We start from the raw sequence: 22,847 nt of genomic DNA on the forward strand, positions 1-22,847 counted from the left end.
ACATGCAACTGTGAAACTGAATCAAACCAATCTCGATTGACACGGGGAGTCATATCAGCTAGGAGCCACTTGAAGCGAAGCCCGTGGTTGTTTCCAGCACGCAGGCGTAACGAGCGCCTGCCCTCTCCCCCAGCCCCTCTCCCGCGCGCGGGAGAGGGGAGCACGACAACGCAGATCCGGGGGATTAGCCGAAGCCGCCAAACGGGCCAAAGCCGCGCGCCATGACGACGGCTGTCTCTCCCTCTCCCCTCATGGGGAGAGGGCCGGGGAGAGGGGTGGCTTAGCTAGGAGCCACCTGAAGCGAAGCCCTTGGTTTTTTCTCAGCTGCCGGGCGCAGGCCGCACCGTAGACGCAGCGGCCTGCGCCCATTGCACGAACCTGTCATGGCGCGATAGCAACCGGCGTGCCGTGTTGTAGTCCGGCGAATCGATGTGCGGGCCCTGCGTGGGCTTGCCGTCGCGCACCGCCTCATACCTGCCAACCACGTCTTGCGCTTGCGCGACTTGCTGCGCCGATGGTGTCAGCGCGGCGTGTATCGCGGCGACCTGATGCGGGAACACGGTGCATTTCGCCTTCAGCCCGATCCGCCGGGCCCAGGCGAGGTCCGCAGCCAGCGCCGCTGCATCCTGGTAGTTGAAGGGACAGTCGATCGGCACGCAGCCTGCCGCAATGCAGTCCACCAGGAAGCGCGCACGCACATGATGCAGCTCGACCCCGTCCGGGCCGCGTACGGCATCGAGATCCGCGCTCAGGTCTTCCGCCGCCAGCAGGCAGGCGCTGACGCGCGCGCTGGCCGACAGGATGGCTGCGGCGGCAACGATGCCCCGCGCGGACTCCAGCGTTGGCACGATCTCGGTCTGTCCATGCGGCAGGCCAAGCTCGCGTTCCATCGCTGTGATGTGCTGGTCGAGCGCCAGGATCTGCGCGCCCGACTCAGCGTGTGGCAGCAGGATCGCCGCGGGCGCGCCCGGCAGCACGCCGCGCAGGTCCTCCAGCCCATCGCCATCCAGCTTGTTGACGCGCACGGCGCCGACAATGCCGCGCGCCCGGCATTCGCCCATCAGGGCGACGATCCGCGCGCGCGCCGCCGGACGGTCCGTGGGACTGGTGAACTCCTCCAGGTCGGCGACCACCACATCCGGGCCGCTCTCCAGCGCCGCATGCTGGCGCACGGGGTCCAGGCCGGGCACGAACAGCCAGCTGCGCCGGAGCTCCGGCGGCCGTCTTGTCGCTTGAGCGCTCATCGGGTTTCTCTTGTAGCGGGCGCGTGGCAGTTGCCCTGGAACAGCACGGCACCGGCCGGCTCACCCGCCTGCAGCCGGGCGAGGATCGCCGGTTCGGCTGCATCGGAAGCCAGCGCCTCGCTGATGATGCCGGCGGCAACGTCCGGCGCCAGGAACAGCACGCCGTTGTCGTCCGCCAGCACGATGTCTCCCGGGTTGACAGTGACGCCGCCGCAGATGACGGGCTCATTGACGGCGCTGCCGCCGTCGTCGATGCGCTTGGTGGTCAGGACACTGGTGCCGCGAGCGAACACCGGCATCCCCATGGCGCGCAACTCCAGGATGTCCGTCACCACGCCGTCCACGATGATTCCCCTGGCGCCCGCGCACAAGGCCGCGGTGCCGGTGACGGCGCCAACGGGAGCATGCGCGTGGTCGCCGCAGGCGTCGATCACCAGCACGTCGCCGGCCGCGAGGCTGGCCAGCGCCCGGTTCACGGCAATGGCGTTGGGCGTGGCCAGGCGCAGCGTCATGGCACGGCCAACGACCTTCACGTTGGGCGCGAGCGCGCGAATCTCGTGGCTGGCAAAACCGTCTTCAAGGAAGTGCCCCAGCGTGGGGAAACTTACGCGTTCAAGCTGGCGCAGCAGCGCGGTGTCGAGTCTGGCTCGCATGATCGGCGCTCAGGACAGCGAGGTGGTGGCATCCACCCCGGAGGCCGACGCCGCCGGGGCATGCTTCCTGAGCGTCTCGGCCAGCAGCAACAGCGCAGCGGCGGAAATCAGCGCGGAGCCGATCATGTACCAGGCAACGGAAGAGCCGCGGCCCGTGGCGGACAGCAGCGCGGTGGTGATGATCGGCGTGGCGGCGCTCCCCAGCAGCCCGGACAGCATGTAGCTGATCGACAGGCCCGAGTAGCGCACCTTGGTGCCGAACAGCTCCGCCAGGAACGTGGCGATCGGGCCATAGTTGGCCGCGAAGGCGCTCATCATCAGCAGGTAGCCGAGCAGGGCGAACGAGAATACCTTGGTGTCCAGCAGCCAGAACAGCGGGAAGGCGAGCAGCGCCTCGGCGATGATGCCGCCGATGATCACGGGCTTGCGGCCCACCTTGTCGGACAGCAGGCCAAACAGCGGCAGCAGCACGACGCACAGCGCGCACGAGATCAGCGCGATCGTGAGCATCTGGTTGCGGGAGAAGCCTAGGGTCTGCGTGCCATACGTCAGCCCGAACGCCACGATCAGGTTGAAGGCCGTGCCGGTCGACATCGTCGCGATACCGCCCAGCAGGACTTGCTTCCACGATTTGGTCAGCACCTCCATCAGCGGAATCTTCACCTGCGCGGCGGTGGCCTTGACCTTGCTGAACGACGGCGTTTCCGAGGTGTTCAGGCGGATGTACATGCCTACGCCCACGAGCAATACGCTGGCCAGGAACGGAATGCGCCAGCCCCAGGACAGCAGTGCCTCATTCGATAGCACCGCATTGCAGAGCAGGAACGCCAGGTTGGCGATCAGCGTGCCGGCTGGCACGCCGATCTGCACCCACGATCCGTACAGGCCGCGCTTGTCCGCCGGGGCGTGTTCCACGGCCATCAGCACCGCGCCGCCCCACTCGCCGCCCAGGGCCAGGCCCTGTATCACGCGCAAGGTGAGCAGCAGGATGGGCGCCCAGATGCCGATCGAGCGGTAGTCCGGCAGCAGGCCGATGGCGAAGGTGGCCGAGCCCATCATGATGAGCGAGATCAGCAGCATGGACTTGCGCCCGACCTTGTCGCCGAAATGCCCGAACAGCGCAGCGCCGAGGATACGGGCGACATAGGCCGACGCGAAGGTGCCGAAGGCCAGCAGCGTGCCGGTGAGCGGGTCGAAAGCGGGGAAGAAGACCTTGTTGAAGACCAGGGCCGAAGCCGTGGCGAAGATGAACAGGTCGTACCACTCGACCGTGGTGCCGATGACGCTGGCCGCGGCAATCTTCTTCATGCTGCGAGGCGGTTGCCCGGCTTCAGGCTGGTGGGTGGGGGCGGGGGCGTGGTCGGGGTTCATGAGGCTTTCCAGTAATGCGGGCAGGCTTTGGCACGCGTGTGGGCTAGGGGGCCGATGCAGCGATGCGTCGTCGAAAGGGTGATGCGTTGATGGCTTTGTGTTCTGGTGGTCAGACCAATATAGCGTAGATGACCCAGAATTTGAACGTAATAGGTAGTTGCTCTAGGTCTGGTGGGCGGGTGGTCCGGCCTGTTGGGCCGAATTTCAGCACTTCAGCTTGGTTAACGCAAGCCACGTGCCAGCGAAAAAGTGACTAAATAACACTTTTCACCGAGGTCTGTGCGTGGGATTGGTGCGAATGTGGGCGGCTGGGGGAGTTGGAGTGGAGCCTGGCTTGCACCAGTGATGTGCGCCCGGGCCGGGTTGCCCGGACCAGGCGAGGGCCTGTATGGTCTACTCGGCGATGTCCTCGGACAAGCGCGACACGATCGCCAGCAGGTGGAACGACATGGCGTGGCGCGCCCGGATGGGGTCCCGGGCCACAATCGCACTGACGATGCGGTCGTGCTCCCCAACCGCCGCACGCCAGGCGGACGCATCCACGAAGTGCTTGTCGAGCCGCTTATACAGGGGGCTGGCCTCGCACAGATCCCAGACGTGCGTGACCACCGATGCCAGCGCCGCATTGCCGCAAGCATCGGCGATCGCCTGGTGGAAGGCCCGGTCATGCGCGAAGTCGCCAGCCTCCGGCGACTGATCGGGATTCATCTTCCGGTGCGCTTCTTCGATGGCGGCGATCTGCTCCGGGGTGCCTTGCTGGGCCGCCAGCGCGGCGCATTCCGGCTCGAACAGCGTGCGCGTCTCGATCAGCTCGAACGGGCTGGCTTCCAGCGCCGCGCCCAGGCGGGCATCGATCTCGGCAGCCGGATCGGGCTCGGCGCCGTTGGCGGCCGCTTGCCCATTCTCCTTGGGTTCCAGCACGAACACGCCGCTGCCAACGCGCACCTCGATATAACCGCCGATCTCGAGAGCGATCAACGCTTCGCGCAATGTCGAGCGCGCCACGTTGAGCTGCTCGGCCAGCTCGCGCTCCGCGGGCAGGCGCTCACCGGGGGCAAACTCGCCGGCGCTGATTTTCTTGGCAATCTGGTCGGCGATCAGCCGGTAAAGGCGCTGTGCTGAAACCGCTTGAAGTAAGGACATGAGGGCAAGGCCGCTGCAAATTGACTGGTGGTCTGATCAATACAGCAAAACCCGGTGTCTGTTCAAGGGGCGCGGCGGGTTTCCCCCGGCTTTCTGGGGCGACGGCGGGAGTGGTCCGGCCAATATGGCGTCGCATCGGCAGCCCGGTGTCGGGCAGTTCCGCGGTTGAGGGCTCGGCTTTTCATCACATTGCAAGCGGGGGCTAGCGTAAAAGGTGGATCAATCGGCATCAACTGGACGGACCACCAGTCAAATAATCAAAAGACTTGGCAATTTTTCGGCGAAAGCCATAGAATTGGTCCGGCCACCGGTTGAGTCGCAATGATAGTGACATGCAAAAGCGGCTTCAGCGCCATCCGGAGGGGCGCACTGGTCAGACCCGAAGCGCTTTCCCCCCGATTTCCCGGTCGGCCCCTCATGGCGCGGACCGCCCGGATCCAGACAAGACAGCAAGACACCAATGCAATGGAGCATGTAATGAAGAACGCAGACCTGGTACGCCGCAAAGATGCCGCCACGCCCCGTGGCGTTGGTGTGATGTGCAACTTCTATGCCGAGCGCGCCGAGAACTCGGAGCTGTGGGATGTCGAAGGCAACCGCTACATCGACTTCGCGGCCGGCATCGCCGTGCTCAATACCGGTCACCGCCATCCGCGCCTGGTGCAAGCCATGCAGGCGCAGATGGAGCGCTTCACGCACACGGCCTACCAGATCGTTCCCTACGCCAGCTACATCGAGCTGGCCGAGAAGATCAATGCTCGCGCGCCGGGCGCGTTCGCCAAGAAGACCGCGTTCTTCACCACCGGCGCCGAGGCCGTCGAGAATGCCATCAAGATCGCCCGTGCCGCTACCGGGCGCCCCGGCGTCATTGCCTTCTCCGGCGGCTTCCACGGCCGCACCATGATGGGCATGGCGCTGACTGGCAAGGTCGTGCCGTACAAGGTGGGGTTTGGCCCGTTCCCGGGCGATGTGTTCCACGCGCCGTACCCGTACGGCTTGCATGGCGTGAGCGTGCAGGATTCGATCAACGCCCTGCACCAGTTGTTCAAGGCGGATGTGGACCCGAAGCGGGTCGCGGCCATCATCTTCGAGCCGGTCCAGGGTGAGGGCGGTTTCAACATAGCACCCGCCGAGTTCGTGCGCGCGCTGCGCGGCATCTGCGACGAGCACGGCATCCTGCTGGTTGCCGATGAAGTGCAGACCGGCTTCGGCCGCACCGGCAAGCTCTTCGCGATGGAGCACTACGACGTCACGCCGGACCTGACCACCATGGCCAAGAGCCTGGCTGGCGGCATGCCTTTGTCGGCCGTATGCGGCCGGGCCGAGATCATGGACGCGCCGGCCCCCGGCGGGCTGGGCGGCACCTATGCCGGCAACCCGCTGGCGGTGGCCTCGGCGCTGGCGGTGCTGGACGTGCTGGAGAGCGAGAAGCTGATCGAGCGCGGCGCGGCGCTTGGCCAGCGGCTGCAGGACAAGCTCGATGGCCTGAAGTCGCGCGTGCCGGAGATCGGCGAAGTCCGCGGCGTGGGCGCGATGATTGCCGTGGAGTTCCGCAAGGCCGACGGCAGCCCCAATCCCGAATTTACCCGGCAGGTGCAAGACCGTGCGCTGGAGCGCGGCCTGCTGCTGCTGTCCTGCGGCGTGTATGGCAACGTCGTGCGCTTCCTGTTCCCGCTGACCATCCCGGACGCTGTGATGGAGGAAGGGCTGGGCATCCTGGAAGCCGCACTGCTGCAGTAATCGCCCGACCGCAAGCCCAAGCTCACAGACATCGCATTCAAGACATCGAAGGATCGCCGCGCATAAGCTGAAGCGGCGGCGATCGCACAACGGAATCCACGACCATGACCAAGCAATCGCCGCATGCATTGCCGGCGCGCCAAGAGCGCAACGGCGGCCAGATCCTCATCGACCAGCTGATTATCCAGGGCGTGAAACGCGTCTTCCTGGTGCCGGGCGAAAGCTACCTGCCTTGCATCGACGCGCTGTACGACCATCAGGACAAGATCCAGCCCATCGTCTGCCGGCAGGAAAGCGGCGCCGGCTACATGGCCGAGGCGCAAGGCAAGCTGACCGGCGAGCCCGGCATCTGCTTTGTCACGCGCGGGCCCGGCGCCACCAACGCCAGCATTGCCGTGCACACCGCCTACCAGGATTCGACCCCCATGATCCTGTTCGTCGGCCAGGTCGGCAACGATTTCTACGAGCGCGAAGCGTTCCAGGAGGTCGATTACCGCCGCATGTTTGGCCAGATGACCAAGTGGGTGGCGCAGATCGACCGTACCGAGCGCATTCCCGAATTCATCGCGCGCGCCTTCGCGGTGGCCACCAGCGGACGGCCCGGCCCGGTCGTGCTGGCGCTGCCCGAGGACACGCTGTGGGGCAAGGCCACGGTGGCCGATGTGCCGCGCTACCGGCGTGCCCACAGCGCGCCGACTCCTGGCGCCATGGCCTTGCTGGCCGAGCTGATCGAGCAGGCGGAGCGCCCGTTCCTGCTCGTCGGCGGGTCGGGCTGGACGCCGGAAGCCTCGCGGCAGATGGAAGGGTTTGCCGAGCGCTTCGCGCTGCCGGTCGGGGTGGCCTGGCGCCGGCTGGAGTGCTTCGACAATCATCATCCCAACTTTGCCGGCCACGTGGGCTGGGCCATGCCGGATTCGCTGCGCAAGCGCGTGCAGGAAAGCGATCTGCTGATCGCCGTGGGCACGCGCATGGGCGAGGCCACGAGCGAGGGCTACACGGTGGTGGAAAGCCCGCTGCCCAGGCAGCGCCTGGTCCATGTGTACCCGGACGCGAGCGAGCTTGGCCGCGTGTTTCATCCCACGCTGCCCATCGCCGCGGATGTGGTCTCGTTCGCCGCCGCCGTGAGCGAGCTCTCCCCATCGGGCCCCCCGGGGGCGCGCAACGCCGGGCACGACGCCCACCAGGTCTACCTGGCCGAGCAGGAACCCAAGGCGGCGCCGGGCGCGCTCAACCTCAATGTGGCCGCGTGCCACGTCCGCGACAACGTGCCGCAGGACACCTGCATCACCGTGGGCGCGGGCAACTACGCGCTGTACCCGCATGCTTACTACCGCTTCAAGGGCGTAGGCACCAGCCTGGCGCCGACCGTGGGATCGATGGGCTACGGCCTGCCGGCAGCCATTGCCGCCAAGCTCGAGAACCCCGATCGCACCGTGATCTGCTATGCGGGCGATGGCTGCTTCCAGATGAACCTGCAGGAACTCGGCGTCGCCATGCAGTACCGGGTCGGCATCGTCGTGCTGGTGTTCAACAACGGCATCTGGGGCACCATCCGCGCGCACCAGGAGCGCGAGTTCCCTGGCCGCACCGTGGCCCTGGGCTTTGACAACCCGGAATTCAGCGAACTGATCCGCGCCTATCGCGGCTATGGCGAAGTCGTTTCCAGCGACGCCGAATTCGGTCCGGCCTTTGCCCGCGCGCTGGCGTTTGCCAACAGCGAGCAACTGCCGGCCTTGCTGGAGCTGCGTTACGACGCGGACGGCATTGCGCCGGGCATGACCTTGTCGCAGATCCGCTCGGACGCATTGGCCCGGCAAGCGGACGCAAAGTAATGGCCATGACGGCGCAAGGAGAGAGAACATGAACATGCTGGCAATCAATGGCGAGCGCCTGTGGCAGTCGCTGATGGACCTCGCCGCGATCGGCGCCACGCCCAAGGGCGGCAACGCGCGCCTGGCGCTGACGGCGCTGGACGGGCAGGGCCGCGACCTGGTGGCCGGATGGATGCGCGAGGCTGGACTGAGCGTGACGGTCGACCAGGTCGGCAATATCTTTGCCCGCCGGGCAGGGCGCAACAACGCGCTGGCCCCGGTCATGACCGGCAGCCATATCGACACGCAGCCCACCGGCGGCAAGTTCGATGGCTGCTACGGCGTGCTGGCGGGGCTGGAAGTCATGCGGACCCTGAACGACCACGGCATCACCACCGAGGCACCGCTCGAAGTGGCCATCTGGACCAATGAAGAGGGCTCGCGGTTTGTCCCGGTGATGATGGGCTCCGGCGTGTTTGCCGGCGTCTTTCCGCTGGAGACCGCGCTGTCGGCCACCGACGTGGCGGGCAAGCGGGTGGCGGACGAACTGGCGGCCATCGGCTATGCCGGCGACGCGGAAGTTGGCCGCAAGGTCGGCGCCTACTTCGAGGCCCATATCGAACAGGGCCCCGTGCTCGAGGCCGAGGACAACGTGATCGGCGTGGTGACCGGATCGCTGGGCCTGCGCTGGTACGACGTCACCGTGACCGGCATGGAGGCGCACGCCGGCCCCACGCCGATGCCGCTGCGCAAGGACGCGCTCTATGGCGCCACGTTCCTGATGCAGGAAGTGATCCGCATCGCCAACGACTTCGCGCCGCACGGGCGCGGCACGGTGGGCGTGGTCAATGTCCATCCGTCGTCGCGCAATGTCATCCCCGGGGCGGTGAAGTTCACGGTCGACCTGCGCCACCTCGATCCGGCGCGGCTGGCCGAGATGGACGCGCGCTTTCGCGCGGCCTGCGCCGCGGTTGCGGATGGCACCACCACCGGCGCGGCCCTGGATGTGGCCGTGGAAGACGTGCAGTACTTCGCGCCCACGCCGTTCGCGACCGAACTGATCAGCCACGTACGGCAGGAGGCCGCAGCCCGAGGCTACAGCCACCAGGACATCGTCACGGGCGCCGGCCACGACGCCGTCTATATCGCCGGCATCGCGCCCACCGCGATGATCTTCGTGCCCTGCAAGGACGGCATCAGCCACAACGAAATCGAAGACGCCAAGCCGGCGCACCTGGAAGCCGGTGCCAACGTGCTGCTAGGCGCCATGGTGGCGCAGGCCAACACGAACACGAACACGAACACGAACACGAACACGAACACGAACACCTGAGCGTGCCGAAAACCCGATGAATGCCAGGAACCCACGATGATCGATCTGAGAGATCTCGCCTATTGGCGCAAGCAGGCCGCGACGGTGCCGATCCGTTCGCAAGCCTATATCGACGGCCGCTGGGCTGACGCCGCTGACGGCGCCACCTTCGAGACCATCAACCCCGCCACCGGCACGGTGCTCGCCAGCGTCGCGGCCTGCGGCGCGGAGGACGTCAACCGCGCCGTGGCCGCCGCGCGCAAAGCGTTTCAGTCCGGCGTGTGGTCTGACATGCCGCGCAGCGCCAGGAAGGCCACGCTGCTCAAGCTGTCGCAGCTGATCGACACGCACCGCGAAGAACTGGCGCTGCTTGAGACGCTCGACATGGGCAAGCCCATTGCCGAGACGCTGCAATACGACATCCCCGAAGCCGGCCGCACCTACGCCTGGTACGCCGAAGCCATCGACAAGATCTACGACGAGATCGCGCCGACCGGCCCCGACGTGCTCGCCACCATCACGCGCGAGCCGCTGGGCGTGGTGGCGGCGGTCGTGCCCTGGAACTATCCGCTGCTGATGGCCAGCTGGAAGGTGGCGCCCGCATTGGCTGCGGGCAACAGCGTGGTGCTCAAGCCCGCGGAGCAGTCCCCGCTCACCGCGCTGCGGCTGGCCGAACTCGCCGAGCAAGCCGGCATCCCGGCCGGGGTCTTCAACGTGGTGCCGGGCCTTGGCGCCGCCGCCGGCCAGGCGCTGGGCCGCCATCCCGACGTGGACTGCATTGCCTTTACCGGCTCCACCGCCACCGGCAAGCGCTTCATGGAGTATTCCGGGCAGTCCAACCTCAAGCGTGTCTGGCTCGAGTGCGGCGGCAAGTCCCCGCACATCGTCTTCGACGACTGCCCCGACCTGGACCGCGCCGCGCAAGCCGCCGCCATCGGCATCTTCAGCAACCAGGGCGAGATCTGCATTGCCGGCTCGCGCCTCTATGTGCAAAGCGGCATCTACGACGCGTTCATGGAGAAGCTGGAAGCGCACGCGGCGCGCATGCAACCGGGCGACCCGCTCGACCCCGCCACTGCCATGGGGGCGATTGTCGATGGCGCCCAGCTGCAGCGGGTGATGTCCTATGTGAAGAGCGGCGAGGACGAAGGCGCCCGCCTGCGCGCCGGCGGCAAGCGCGCGCACACGGACAGCGGTGGCTTCTACATGCAGCCCACCATCTTCGAATGCCCCACGCAGTCGCTCACCATCGTGCGAGAAGAGATCTTCGGCCCGGTGCTGGCGGTGACCCGCTTCGAGTCCGAGGAGGAGGCCATCCGCATGGCCAACGATTCGCCCTACGGACTGGGCTCGGGACTCTGGACCTCCAGCCTGTCCCGCGCTCACCGTGTTTCGCGCAAGCTGCAGGCGGGGCTGGTGTGGGTCAACTGCTATATGGACAGCGACGTGACGGTGCCGTTTGGCGGGGTCAAGCAGTCGGGCTCGGGCCGGGACAAGTCCTTGCATGCGCTGGACAAGTACACGGATTTGAAGACGACGTGGATCAGCCTGGCTTAGCGGAGCGATTAGCCGATCGGACGCCGGGTTCACCCGGCCAGGGGGACGAGTCCCGTGCTGCCGCTCGTCATTCCTGGTCCGGATCAACTCAGATCAACGCAGGCTGCCGGCTTGTGGGCGTGCCATGGCCGGCCAGAGCCAGCGGTGCCACGCCGCCAGCCGGCCATGCCAGGGTGATGCCCTGTTGCCGCGCCTTGTAGGCAGCCTCCTCCTTGCCGGTCACCTGGAGGTGCTTGTACATGGCGCGAGCATGCGTCTTGACCGTAGGCACGGAAATATTCAGCAGGCGGCCTACGGTCTTGATCGTATGGCCTCGGGAAAGCAGCACCAACACGTCATACTGGCGTTGCGTCAGTCCCAGCTGCATGGCCTCTGGCGCAAACCGCTTGCTCCCGGCGGCGGGTTGCGATGCCTGCGCAGCCGCGGCCAGGGCGGGGAACAGGGGTAGCTGGCTGGCACCGGCACGCTCCGATTGGCCGCTGGCGATCAGGTGGATGGCCGTCCTGAGTACATCGAGTGGCGCCGATTTCGGGAGGCAGCCACGGAATCCCGTCGTGATTTCAGTCTGGGGCAACGGCAGGGGAACGACCTCGGAAAGCACGAGCAGGCGCGGTGCGGTCCATCCCCTGCGCGCCATGCCGAGCCATTCCCAGCCCGTGTCCGCATTGCCGGGCATGCCGAAGACCATCAGATCGACGTCACCGCCGGCATCCCGGTGCGCGGGGATTTCCCCAGGGTCGATGGCAAGGACATGAGAGATACCTGCAATACCCTCCAACAGCTTGAGCAGTGCGATCCGGAGTAATGGATAGCTTTCGACGAGCACCACGTTCATGCCGCAACTCCCCGTACAAATGCAATGGCAAATGCAATGGAGACAGGCTGAACCCGGGAGGATGGTGCGGCGCTGCCAGCGCCGACCAGCGCTCGCGGCAGGTTTTGCAATCCCCGGATTTTCGACCCTATCCTGGCAGACTCGCCAGGACGGCTCTGTGCGTCGTAGAGCCTGCCCGAATATGTAATGTATTTTTACTCGGAGGATATTAGGTTCGGACTATGTTTGAAATCAAGCGAGCATGTTGCATGGATGAAACAGCAATATGGTCGCTATGCAAGTCAAATGCGGTCTTCCGGATCCCTTCATGCGGAAATCACGGTGTCAAGCACCTCGCGCCTCACCATCCCGCGTTGCAATCTTGGCGACGGAGTTTCCCCAGCCGACGCACAGGTCGGGGTAGATGGTGCCGGAGATCGTCTCGATGTCCGCGACGTCGATCCGGTCATCGCCTTGCTGGCCGCAGAGGACCACCTCGTCGCCCGGAAAAACGGCCTCGCACGCGGTCACGTCCACCATCAAGGTATTCATCGTCACGCGCCCGACGACGGGAAAGCGCTTTCCCCGGATCAGGGCAAATCCCTTGTTCGAGAAGTCCCGCCGGTAGCCATCCGCATAGCCGATCGGGATGTTGGCAAGCCGCGAGTCGCGCGCCAGCGTCAGGGTACGGTCGTAGGCCACGGTATTGCCGGCGGGATAGGCATTCACGGATGCCACCCGGGATTTCAGGCTGGCAATGGCCTTGAAGGCGGGGTAGGCGGGCAGGCAGCCGTAAAGGATCGCGCCCGTTCTCACCATGTCGAGGTGGCTGCCGGGCACTTCCAGGGTGGCGAATGAATTTGCGCAATGCAGCTGCACGCGGCTGCGATCCAGTCCAGCGTGCTCGACGATCCAGCCGGCTTCCTCGCGGAAGCTGGATAGCCCGCGCGCTACGTCCTCGGTGTCCGGCACAGGGAAATGCGTCATGATCCCGACGATCTCCAGGTTCGGGAGCGCCGCGGCGGCCAGGGCCTTGGCGCGCTCTTCGACCGCCTTGAGATCGAAACCATTGCGGCTCATGCCGCCGGAGTTCAGCTCAAGATGGACGCGGACCGAACGCGCATGGCGCCCGGCGATCTCGTTCATCTGGCTCGCATAATCGAGATTGCCGGCAATCTCCTCCAGCTGGTACTGCAGGCCATCTTCGATCTCCGCCGGCGTGGCCGCGCGCACGCGCAGCAGCCGGCCACGAAAGCCCGCCGTGCGGACAATCCCTGCCTCGTCGTTGCTGGCAATCCCGATCGCTGAAACGCCTAGCGCAATCGCGGAGGCCACCAGCAGCGCGATGCCATGCCCGCAGGCATCGGCCTTCATGACCGCGCACATCTCGGTCCGCGGCCCGATCAGGGCCTGGATGCCACGGACATTGGCTTCAAATTTCCCGAGATCGATCTCGAACCACGCGTTCCTTTCGTTGTTTTCCTTGCTTTTCATATGAGCTCTGATTTCCTGATGTAGCGATTTGCGCGACGTGGCACGCGCCCGGGCAGCGCGCCACGCGAGGCGATGAGGGTTTTGCGATGATCGGAGTGGCGGCAGCCGCCCTCAGTCCACCGAATAGAATCCCGGCAGGGCCAAGATGCCTTCGAGCTCGTGCAGTGCCCCCCGGATCTCGTCAAGCAGTTGGGGGTCGCGCAGGTCCTCCGGGAGCAGGCGATCGCGATAGTGGCGGGTGACCCAGTCAGCCAGCGTGCCGTACAGCGCTTCGTCGAGGAAGACCCGGCTGGTGATGGCGGCGGCCTGCGGCGCATCGAGTACGACCCGCAGGCGCAGGCACGCCGGCCCCCCGCCGTTGCGCATGCTCTCGCGCAGGTCGAAGGACAGGACTTCCGCGATGGGGCCGCCCGACGCCGTAAGTGTTTCCAGGTAGCGCCGGCAGGCGGCGTGGTCCTGGCACTCGGCGGGCACCACCATCAGCTTGCGGCCGTCCGGGCTGCACAGCAGCTGGCTGTTGAACAGGTAGGTCGCAACGGCGTCCTGCAGCGACAGCTGGTCATCGGCCACACGGATGCAGTTCAGGCTGAAGCCGGCCGCGTCGCACGCTCCGGACAGCGTGCGAATGACCTTGGCTTCATCGTCGAAGGCCGCCTGGTGATACAGGAGCGTATCCAGATGCCCGACGGCGATGACGTCGTTGTGAAAGACCCCGGCATCGATTGCCGCCAGCGATTGCCTTGCGTAGACCGTCCGCGCCGGGTCAAGCTGGTGCAGGCGGGCCACGGCGCGGCTGGCTTCGGCGTACTGGCGGGGCGCGAACCGTCGCGCTGCGCTTTGCTTCGAGGCAAAGGCTTCGTCGCCGTAGACGAAGAAGTGGACGCCGGCCTCGCCGTGGCGCCGGGCGAAGCGCGTATGGTTGGCCGCGCCCTCGTCGCCGAGGGCGGCCACGCCGGGTATGGCGTCGTGAACGACGAAATGCGTCGCGTCGCTGAATATTTGCCTTAGCAGCCTTGCCGTGTCGGGGTGTTCCACCGAGCGATGCAGCTTGGCGCTGAGATTGGCGGGGGTAAAGTGCACCTTTGCGTCGGCGCAATCCGTCGCGGGGCTGACTGTCGCGGCGTTGGCCGTCCACATCGAGGAGGCCGAGTAGGCCGCCGACAGCAACTGGGGCTCCAGTTTTCCCGCCTTGGCAATCACGGCCGCGTCGCTGCCGTGAAAGCCCAGCGCGCGCAGCAGCCGCAAGTTCGGCCTTGCAAGGGGAGGCAGCACGCCCTGCGGAATGCCCCGCCGATGCAGGGCCAGCATTTTTTCCAGGCCTTGCAGCGCCGCCTTGCGCGGATTCGCGGCGCTGCCGCGATTGCGCATGGACGCAACGTTTCCGGTGGCCAGGCCAGCGTGGTGGTGGCTAGGCCCGACCAGGCCGTCGAAATTGATCTCTTGCGCGCTCATGCTGCCTCCCGCCTCTGAGCGATGACGATCGCTATCCATTCAGTCTTTCTCCCGGCTTGAGGGTGACCACGCGCACGGGGTCGCCTGCGTTGATGGCGAGCGCAGCGCGCTCTTCGCTGGTCAGCGCCAGGCTGCCAAAGGCCGGCGCCGCATGGCTGACGATGGCCCGGAAGTCGCCGCGCCGGGTATTGCCGACCAGCACCGGGCGCGTCCCGGCGGTGGGTTCGGTGCCGGATGCGGGGCGGGCGATGGCCAGCATGCTGTCCTTGGTGATGCGCAGATGCTTGATATGCCCCTGCACAACCGGGCCGGCGTCGAAGATATCCACCAAGCCCTCGTAGTCCAGGCCTTCCTGCTCCAGCATGCGCCGCGCCGGCTCGGTCGCCGCATGCGCCCGGCCAATGACCTCGCGTGCCTCTTCGGTCAGGAAATCCGTGTAGATGGGAAAGCGCGGCATCAGCTCCGCGATAAAGGATTTGGCGCCGCCCCCGCTCTTGTCGTCGGCGGCGGAGAAGTCCATCTTGAAGAAATGCTTGCCGAGGCTTTCCCAGAATGGCGAAGTGCCGTCAGGGCGGAGGAATCCCCTCAGTTCGGCGCAGATGACTTCAGGCAGCAGGTCGATAAAACTGGCGGCAAACAGCAGCCGGCCCTTGGAGAGCAGTTTGCCGTTGGTGCCGCTGCGGTAGGCGGGGTCCAGGAACAGGGTGCAAAGCTCGGCGCAGCCGGTGAGATCGTTCGACAGGAAGAGGGTTTTCTTGTTGGAGTAGACGCCAACCTCGCGGCTGGAGTGCACCAGCTGGCCCAGGCGAAAACTGTAGAACGCGTCCTCCAGGCCCACCGCGGCCTTCAGCGCGCTGACGCCACAGACCTGGCCGGTAGCCGTGTCCTCGAGCACGAAGACATAGTCGCATTGCGCCGGCGGCAGGTCCCCGTTGAAGGAGGCTTCGGCGACGGCGATCCGCTTTTCGAGCCCGGCGGGATCCGCCTTGAGAGTTGTCATGCCGGGGCCCACCTTCTCCGCCAGGGATAGCAAGGCGGGCAGGTGGCTGGCATGGATGGAGCGCAGGACGATCATGAGGGTTCCTGTTGGCGCGTCAGGCGGCCGAGACGATGACCGCGTCGCCGGGAGCGACGCGCAGCGATGCCAGCGCTTCGGCGCAAAGCGTGATCCTGCCCCGGTCCAGCTCGATCGCGCCGTTGGCCATCGTGCAGCGGAATTTGGCCAGCGGGCCGGTCGATGCGACCAGGCAGGCTTCGGCAGGCTGGTCCACGGTGCCGAGTTCGGCGGTCAGCTTGCGGGCGGTGGCGAGCGTTTGCAGGCGGGAGGCATGCGCCTCGAGCACCGGGCCGCCGTCGAATATGTCGACATAGCGCTCCGCTTCGAAGCCTTCCGCGCTCAGGATATCGAAAGGGGCGGCAGCGGCCGGGTGAAGCTGGCCGATGACCTCGCGGGCGTCGTCAGGCAGCAAGGAAACGTACACGGGATAGTGCGGCATCAGTTCCACAAAGAGCGTGCCATTGCGCGCGCCATGGACCACGCGCTCCGCGGACAAGTAGTCCATGTTGAAGAACTTGCGCCCGATCGCATCCCAGAAGGGCGATGAATCGTCCGCGCGCGTCTGCCCTGCGAGGCAGACGAAGAAATCGTCGGCGAAGCGCCGCCTGTCGGCCGCGGCCAGCATCAGGCGGGAGCGCGACAACAGCGGTCCCGCCCAGGCATTTTCCTCAGCGGCATCCACCAGGAACCCCGACAACTGCGAGTGCGCGGTGAGATCGGAGCTAAGCGTCAGCACATGGACATTGTTGGTGATGCCCAGGTCGCGGGAGACATGGTGGATGACGTCGTTCCTGTAGGCAAAATACGCACCCGCCGCGCCGGCAGTGGCCGAGATGGATGCCGCGCCGGCAAGCGTGCCATCCGGGCGCTCCAGCACCATCTGGTACCGCTCGTCGCCGGGCATGTCGACGGATCGCGCCAGCGCGTCGGCACTGCGTGCGATCGCGTCTTCGATTCGCTCGCGTGTGCGGGGCAGGGTGTGCACGTTAGGGGTCGCGCGTTGTGCAAGTTCGAACAGCGCGGGCGCATCCTGGTCAACGGCGGGGCGGGCGATCCACATGGTGCTCCTGCTTAAGTGGCGAATGGTCGGTTGTATTGCGCATGCCGGGTTGGTCTGGGCGGTCCGGCAGCGCTCTGAACTCTACGTGTTGCAAGCCGCGGCAGAAACCACGAATGCGACGCCGCATTTCAGATCTGCGCCGTCGCGGCTGCGATCGGCCTCGATGCATCGCTCACGCCGCCGCCCGGAGCATCCGCTGCCGCTCCTCGCGCGGGGTCAGCCCAAAGACCGTCCGGTAGGAAGTGGAAAAATGCGATCCCGACGAAAAGCCGCACATCAGCCCGATCTGCAGCAGCGAGTGCCGCGATTCCCTGAGCAGGCGGCGAGCCTTTTCCAGCCGGATCTCCAGGTAATAGCGTGACGGGACAGCGTTGAGGTGCTGCTTGAACAGCCGCTCCAGCTGGCGCCGCGATACGCCAACCAGGCTCGCGATCTCCTCGGCCTGCAGCGGTTCCTCGATGTTGGCTTCCATCAGGGCGACCGCCTCGGAGAGCTTGGGCGCCAACCCGCTGAACTGAGTTTGCAGCGCGACACGCTGGCGCTCTTCCGGGGCGCGGATGCGCTCAATGCACAGGAGGTCCTGGATGGTGCTGGCCATCTGCGTGCCAAGTACGTCGCGCACAAAGCCCAGTGCCAGATCGACGGCGGCCGTGCCGCCGCAGCACGTTGTCCACTTTCCCGTGTGCTCGATGATGGCTGGCGACAGGATGGCCTTGTCGGCCGGCGTGTCCAGGATCATGGCGTCATGCCAGTGCAGCGCAACGCGCATGCCGGCCGACCATCGGGTGCCCAGGAGCCACAGCACGGCGTTGCCGATCACGATGACGTAGGTGGCTCTGTCGATGAGTTCGTCCAGAGGGCCGGCTGCCGCGGCGGCGACCGGCGGCGGCTGCTCCCACAGGACAAGCACGTCGCACGGCGGACAGGCATGGGCTTGCGCTGCGAGCGCAGCCGTGACGCGCATGCCTGGATTGCCCCCCAACGTCTGGCCAAGCTGCAGGATCTTGTGCAGCAGCGCGATCTCGGGGGGCATGGCTGCACCCCAGCCGTAGAGCAGGACCTCTGTCCGGGGCGCGCCAAGCAGTTTGCGCCAGGGGGTCCCGCTGACTGCGGTTTCAATCCTCGCGCTCATCGTCCGTTCTTCCTTTGCCTTTTTGTGCGGGTGCGGCCGCGACCGATGTCTGCCGGCCAGGGATGCAACTGCAATCCATCCTAATCAAAGTCCCGTTTGCCGGTAAGGGCCATTTGCAGGTTCCGGCGTAAGGCCACGCCATCGCCGGATCTGCCCACGCCACACATGACCGCTTTTTGGGGATGCCTGCGTGAACCGGGGGCGAATGCTAGCGTATACCCGGTTGTCCATAATGGAATTTGTGTCTATATTTCAGTCCGCGCCAGGGCAGTGCATTGCCTGCCTTTCGCAAGTCGCCAGTCCGGCGCGAGCGCTGCCGGGCCGGGCAATACCGGGTTCAGCCGATCCTTGAAGTGAGTCGCGCCGAACTTTGACCAATAGCTTTGATCGTCGCTGACATGCCGTGAGGATGGAGCGAGGCTCGCAAGAAATCGGAGATGCAAACGCTATGAAGTGGAATACAAAGCTCTTCCTTGGACTGGTTGCATCGGGTGCGATGCTGTCGCTGGCCAATGCCCAGCAGCCCCAGGTCCTGCGCATGGGCCTGAACCCGACCTATCCACCGTTCGAGAGCAAGTCGCCATCGGGAGAGCTGCAAGGTTTCGACATCGATGTCGGCAACGCCATCTGCAAAAAGCTGAACGTCAAATGCGTCTGGGTGGAGAACGACTTCGACGGCCTGATCCCCGCGCTGCAGGCACGCAAGTTCGACGTAGTCAACTCCGCCATGAACATCACTGAGAAGCGCAAGCAGATCATCGATTTCACGCCCCCGCTCTACGTGGTGCCGATCCAGATGGTGGCCAAGCGTTCGGCAAAACTCCAGCCGACCGTGGAAAGCCTGAAGGGCAAGTCGGTTGGCGTGATGCGGGGCACCACACAGGAGGCCTACCTGCAAAAGTACTGGGCCAAGGGCGGGGTTGAGATCGTCTCGTACCAGGACCAGGCGCAGGTGTTTGCCGACCTGATCGCCGGGCGTATCGACGGCGCGGTACAGGAGTCCCAGACCGCGCTGGACGGCTTGCTTGGCAAGCCGGAGGGGCGTGACTTCGATTTCGCCGGCCAGGCACTGGTCGACCCCGCCACGCTCGGCGTGGGCACTGGCCTTGGCTTTCGCAAGGGCGACGACGCGCTGCGCGAAAAGCTGCTTGGCGCCGTCGCGGCCCTGAAGAAGGACGGCACCTTGTCGGCGCTGTCGAACAAGTACTTCAAGCGCGACATCATCGTCAAGGAGTAAGCCTTGCAGGCCCGGCGGCGAGCCGGGCATCGCAGCCGAACGGGACGGGGACGCAGCGGGGTTCAGGCAGGATTCAGGCGTTGGAAGGCGTTGATTTGCGGAGTGTTGGCGTGGATGCAGATGTGGTGGTGATCGGGGCCGGCATTGTCGGCGTCAGTGTGGCGGTTCACCTGGCGCTGCGTGGCCGCCGGGTGATCCTGGTGGACCGGCGCTCGCCTGGCGAGGAAACCAGCTTTGGCAATGCAGGCCTGATCGAGCGGGCGTCGGTGGTGCCCTATGGCTTTCCACGGGACCTGGCGACGCTGGTCCGCTACGCGGGCAACAGGCAGACCGCCTTGCGCTATGACGTGCGCGCGTTGCCGTCATTCTTGCCATGGCTGGCGCGCTATTGGCATCACTCGGCGCCGCAGCGGTTGGCGCGCGCGAGCCAGGACATGCTGCCCCTGATCGCGCATAGCGTGTCCGAGCACGACAAGCTGATTGCGCTTGCCGGCCTGCAGCCGCTGGTCAGGTCCGGCGGATGGATCGAGGCGTTTCGCACCGCCGCTGCATTCGAGAAACGCCTTGCTATCTGCCGGCCGCTTGCGCTGCATCACGGGCTCGAGATGCAGCCGCTGGACCAGGCGGGGCTGGAAAAGACGGAACCCGGTCTCGGGCCCGGCTTTTGCGGCGCGATTCACTGGATCGACCCGAAGAGCGTCACGGACCCGGGCTTGCTGACCAAGGGCTATGCAGGCCTGCTCGCGCGCCTGGGTGGGCAGATCGTCGGGGCGGAGGTCTCGCAGATCACGCCAGGCGGGGAGATGTGGCGCGTGCATGCCGATGGCGCGCAGATCGCGGCCCGCGAAGTGGTCATCGCGCAAGGGCCCTGGTCCGGCGAGCTCATCGCGCCGCTTGGCTATCGCATCCCGCTCATGGGCAAGCGGGGATACCACATGCACTACCAGTCCGAATCCGAGGTGGCACAGCGCTTCCCGGTGGTCGACAGCGAGGTCGGCTATGTGGTCGCGCCGATGCGCAGAGGGCTGCGGCTCACAACCGGCGTAGAGCTGTCGTCTGCGGCCAGGGCACCGACGCCGATCCAGCTGGAGAGGGCGGAGCGCAAGGCGAAAGGCATCTTCAGGCTCGGCAGGCGGCTCGACGATCAGCCGTGGATGGGGCGCCGGCCCTGTACGCCGGACATGCGGCCGCTGATCGGCCCGGCGGGGCGGCACAAGGGGCTTTGGTTCGCGTTCGGGCACAACCACCACGGATTGACGCTGGGTCCCGTCACCGGACGCCTGCTGGCGGAAATGATGACGCAAGGCAAGCCTTTCACGGACCCGACGCCCTACAGCCCCGGGCGCTTCGGCTAATGCGTCGATGCGTGCGAACGAAAGCATGAGTCAGAAACAAAGGACGAAAGGAGTTACCAATGCTGCATGGATACGGCTGGGTGATAGCGCTAGGGACGTGGCAGACCGTCAAGCTGGCGCTGCTCTCCCTCTTGCTGGCCATTGTCTTAGGCTTGCTCGGCGCGAGCGCCAAGGTGTCGAAGGTCGGCACGCTTAACAAGGTCGCGTCGGTCTATACGACGCTCATCCGCGGCGTGCCGGACCTGGTGCTGATGCTGCTGCTGTTCTACAGCATCCAGATGTGGCTGAACCGGGTCACGGACTATATGCAGGTCGAGCAGGTTGATATCGATCCCTTTGTGGCGGGCGTGATGACGATCGGCTTCATCTACGGCGCTTACTTCACCGAGACCTTCCGCGGGGCGTTCATGTCGGTGCCGGCCGGGCAGATCGAGGCGGGCGTGTCTACCGGCATGTCCGGCCTGCAGGTATTCCGCCGCATCCTGTTTCCGCAGATGATGCGGTTCGCGCTGCCCGGCATCGCGAACAACTGGCAGGTGCTGGTCAAGGCCACGGCACTGGTCTCGCTGATCGGGTTGACGGATCTGGTGAAGGTCGCGCTGGATGCCGGCAAGAGTACGTTCAGCATGTTCCATTTCATCCTGGTTGCGGCACTCATTTACCTGGCGCTGACATCCGTTTCCAACCTGGTGCTGGTGTGGCTGGGCAAGCGCTACTCGCTCGGCGTAAGGGAGGCAAAGATCTGATGGACCTGCTACTTGAATACTGGAGGGCTTACCTCTATTCGGACGGCACCAAGATGACCGGCCTGGCCATGACGCTCTGGCTGCTGGTGCTGTCGCTTGGCATCGGCTTCGTGGCGGCCGCGCCGCTGGCGGTGGCCCGCACCTCGTCATGCCGTGCCTTGTCGATGCCGGTGCGCTTCTATACCTACCTCTTTCGCGGTACGCCGCTGTATGTGCAGCTGCTGTTGATCTACTCCGGGGTGTATGGCCTTGGCGTGGTGAGGGACGTGGATATGCTCAACCACTTCTTTCGCAACGGGTTCAATTGCACGGTACTGGCGTTTGGCCTGAACACTTGCGCCTACACCACGGAGATCTTTGCCGGTGCGATTGCCAGCACGGCCTATGGCGAAGTGGAAGCGGCGAAAGCCTATGGCATGTCGCGCCTGACGCTCTATCTGCGCGTCATCCTGCCGTCGGCGCTGCGCCGCTCGCTGCCCAACTACGGCAACGAAGTCATCCTGATGCTGCATGCCACGACCGTTGCCTTTGTCGCCACCGTCCCCGACCTGCTCAAGGTGGCGCGCGACGCCAACGCAGCGTCGTACCGATCGTTCGAGTCCTTTGGCATTGCCGCGTTGCTGTACTTGGTGGTGTCCCTTGCCATCGTTCACTTGTTCCGCAAGGCGGAGCACAAATGGCTGGCCTTCCTGCGGCCGGTGGAGAAAAAATGATGCCTTCAATAGCCATGCAGTCAGACTTACAAGCGTTGCCTCGCCACGCTACGCCCGCGCAGGCATCGCAAGCGCGCGCCGCGCTGATGGCGAGCGACATACACAAGAGCTACGGTAGCCACCAGGTGCTCGACGGCGTGTCGCTGCGGGCCGTTCCCGGCGATGTGATTTCCATCATCGGGTCCAGCGGTTCCGGCAAGAGCACGTTTCTGCGTTGCATGAATTTCCTCGAGCAACCGGATGCCGGGCAGATCGTCGTGAACGGCGAGCAGGTGAAGATGCACACCGGCAAGGACGGCAAGCTGCGCGTCTCGGACGCCAGGCAGCTACGCCTGATACGGACCAGGCTGGCCATGGTCTTCCAGCACTTCAACCTGTGGTCCCACATGACCGTGCTGCAGAACGTCACGGAAGCCCCGCAGCACGTGCTTGGGGTGAAAAAGAAAGAGGCGCAGGAATGGGCCGCGCATTGCCTGGACAAGGTCGGGTTGACCCAGCAAGCCATGGGCGCCTACCCGGCGCATCTCTCGGGCGGGCAGCAGCAACGCGTCGCGATTGCCAGGGCCCTTGCCATGCGGCCCGATGTGCTGCTGTTCGATGAACCGACCTCGGCGCTCGACCCCGAACTGGTGGGCGAGGTGCTCAAGGTAATGCAGCAACTGGCCTCCGAGGGGCGGACCATGGTGGTGGTCACCCACGAGATGGGCTTTGCGCGCTCGGTTTCCACGCAGGTGGTGTTCCTGCACAAGGGCAAGGTCGAAGAAACGGGAGTCGGCGAGCAGTTGTTTGCAAGCCCGCAGTCGCCGCGCCTGCAGCAATTTCTCTCGAACAACCTGAAGTAGGCCGGGGCACCTGGCGGGCGCCCCTTTGGGGGAGGAGTGCAGTGGTCTAATTTCCTCGGACAGGTCGATAGGGTGACAATCCATATCGACGAGGAAACAGATGACAAGACAACG

At 65.5% G+C, this 22,847-nt stretch carries 19 protein-coding genes; 9 read left to right on the forward strand and 10 right to left on the reverse strand.

Features of this window, described 5'->3' with window-relative positions; genetic code table 11:
* Nucleotides 1–320: 320 nt before the first annotated feature.
* The 4 genes from ACGLHR_RS41625 to ACGLHR_RS41640 form a co-directional block, all read right to left on the reverse strand.
* On the reverse strand, nt 321–1,244 hold the full coding sequence (locus tag ACGLHR_RS41625; protein ID WP_400101640.1) for an HpcH/HpaI aldolase/citrate lyase family protein: 924 nt from the start codon (nt 1,242–1,244) through the stop codon (nt 321–323).
* Entirely contained in the window at nt 1,241–1,897 is a 657-nt protein-coding gene (locus ACGLHR_RS41630) for an RraA family protein (RefSeq protein WP_400101642.1), read from the reverse strand. Before ACGLHR_RS41630 ends, ACGLHR_RS41625 begins: the two co-directional genes overlap by 4 nt.
* Nucleotides 1,898–1,906: 9 nt before the next feature.
* Nucleotides 1,907–3,268 (reverse strand): MFS transporter, encoded by a 1,362-nt coding sequence (locus tag ACGLHR_RS41635; protein WP_400101644.1) that lies wholly within the window; start codon nt 3,266–3,268, stop codon nt 1,907–1,909.
* Nucleotides 3,269–3,661: 393 nt separating this feature from the next.
* On the reverse strand, nt 3,662–4,411 hold the full coding sequence (locus ACGLHR_RS41640) for a FadR/GntR family transcriptional regulator (protein WP_318237100.1): 750 nt from the start codon (nt 4,409–4,411) through the stop codon (nt 3,662–3,664).
* Between the two features lie 477 nt (nt 4,412–4,888).
* Here ACGLHR_RS41640 and gabT point away from each other — a divergent pair, with 477 nt between their 5' ends.
* From gabT to ACGLHR_RS41660, 4 genes are all read left to right on the forward strand, one after another.
* Complete coding sequence (gabT, locus tag ACGLHR_RS41645; protein ID WP_400101646.1) at nt 4,889–6,151, forward strand: 4-aminobutyrate--2-oxoglutarate transaminase; 1,263 nt, start codon at nt 4,889–4,891, stop codon at nt 6,149–6,151.
* Between the two features lie 104 nt (nt 6,152–6,255).
* Nucleotides 6,256–7,983, forward strand: a complete 1,728-nt coding sequence (locus ACGLHR_RS41650) for a thiamine pyrophosphate-binding protein (protein ID WP_400101648.1) — start codon at nt 6,256–6,258, stop codon at nt 7,981–7,983.
* A gap of 28 nt (nt 7,984–8,011) precedes the next feature.
* Nucleotides 8,012–9,295, forward strand: coding sequence for a Zn-dependent hydrolase (locus ACGLHR_RS41655; RefSeq protein ID WP_400101650.1), 1,284 nt, complete (start codon nt 8,012–8,014; stop codon nt 9,293–9,295).
* Nucleotides 9,296–9,331: 36 nt separating this feature from the next.
* A complete protein-coding gene (locus ACGLHR_RS41660; RefSeq protein ID WP_400101652.1) occupies nt 9,332–10,831 on the forward strand; it encodes an aldehyde dehydrogenase in 1,500 nt (499 codons plus the stop codon).
* A gap of 88 nt (nt 10,832–10,919) precedes the next feature.
* Here ACGLHR_RS41660 and ACGLHR_RS41665 read toward each other — a convergent pair whose 3' ends face one another.
* The 6 genes from ACGLHR_RS41665 to ACGLHR_RS41690 all read right to left on the reverse strand — a co-directional run bounded on the left by ACGLHR_RS41665 (nt 10,920) and on the right by ACGLHR_RS41690 (nt 17,840).
* A complete protein-coding gene (locus ACGLHR_RS41665; protein WP_400101654.1) occupies nt 10,920–11,666 on the reverse strand; it encodes a response regulator transcription factor in 747 nt (248 codons plus the stop codon).
* Nucleotides 11,667–11,990: 324 nt separating this feature from the next.
* Complete coding sequence (gene alr, locus ACGLHR_RS41670; protein WP_400101656.1) at nt 11,991–13,139, reverse strand: alanine racemase; 1,149 nt, start codon at nt 13,137–13,139, stop codon at nt 11,991–11,993.
* 111 nt (nt 13,140–13,250) lie between these two features.
* Entirely contained in the window at nt 13,251–14,591 is a 1,341-nt protein-coding gene (astB, locus tag ACGLHR_RS41675; RefSeq protein ID WP_400101658.1) for an N-succinylarginine dihydrolase, read from the reverse strand.
* A gap of 31 nt (nt 14,592–14,622) precedes the next feature.
* Nucleotides 14,623–15,666 carry an arginine N-succinyltransferase gene (astA, locus tag ACGLHR_RS41680; RefSeq protein ID WP_400101660.1) on the reverse strand — a complete coding sequence of 348 codons (1,044 nt, stop codon included), beginning with the start codon at nt 15,664–15,666 and terminating at the stop codon, nt 14,623–14,625.
* A 19-nt stretch (nt 15,667–15,685) separates the two neighbouring features.
* Nucleotides 15,686–16,708, reverse strand: coding sequence for an arginine N-succinyltransferase (locus ACGLHR_RS41685; protein ID WP_400101662.1), 1,023 nt, complete (start codon nt 16,706–16,708; stop codon nt 15,686–15,688).
* 172 nt (nt 16,709–16,880) lie between these two features.
* Nucleotides 16,881–17,840 carry a GlxA family transcriptional regulator gene (locus ACGLHR_RS41690; protein WP_400101664.1) on the reverse strand — a complete coding sequence of 320 codons (960 nt, stop codon included), beginning with the start codon at nt 17,838–17,840 and terminating at the stop codon, nt 16,881–16,883.
* Nucleotides 17,841–18,288: 448 nt separating this feature from the next.
* Here ACGLHR_RS41690 and ACGLHR_RS41695 point away from each other — a divergent pair, with 448 nt between their 5' ends.
* From ACGLHR_RS41695 to ACGLHR_RS41715, 5 genes are all read left to right on the forward strand, one after another.
* The gene (locus tag ACGLHR_RS41695; RefSeq protein WP_400101665.1) at nt 18,289–19,077 is read left to right on the forward strand and encodes an ABC transporter substrate-binding protein; all 789 of its coding nucleotides are present in this window, start codon (nt 18,289–18,291) and stop codon (nt 19,075–19,077) included.
* 110 nt (nt 19,078–19,187) lie between these two features.
* Entirely contained in the window at nt 19,188–20,432 is a 1,245-nt protein-coding gene (locus tag ACGLHR_RS41700) for an NAD(P)/FAD-dependent oxidoreductase (RefSeq protein ID WP_400101667.1), read from the forward strand.
* Nucleotides 20,433–20,491: 59 nt separating this feature from the next.
* Nucleotides 20,492–21,178, forward strand: coding sequence for an ABC transporter permease (locus tag ACGLHR_RS41705; protein WP_400101669.1), 687 nt, complete (start codon nt 20,492–20,494; stop codon nt 21,176–21,178).
* Nucleotides 21,178–21,891: an ABC transporter permease gene (locus ACGLHR_RS41710; protein ID WP_400101671.1), complete on the forward strand. Its 714-nt coding sequence runs from the start codon at nt 21,178–21,180 to the stop codon at nt 21,889–21,891. The genes ACGLHR_RS41705 and ACGLHR_RS41710 overlap by 1 nt, the downstream gene beginning before the upstream one ends.
* A gap of 86 nt (nt 21,892–21,977) precedes the next feature.
* Nucleotides 21,978–22,733, forward strand: a complete 756-nt coding sequence (locus ACGLHR_RS41715; RefSeq protein ID WP_318237107.1) for an ATP-binding cassette domain-containing protein — start codon at nt 21,978–21,980, stop codon at nt 22,731–22,733.
* Nucleotides 22,734–22,847 lie beyond the last annotated feature (114 nt).

It is taken from the genome of Cupriavidus sp. CuC1 (genome assembly GCF_044627735.1).
GTDB lineage: Bacteria > Pseudomonadota > Gammaproteobacteria > Burkholderiales > Burkholderiaceae > Cupriavidus > Cupriavidus ulmosensis.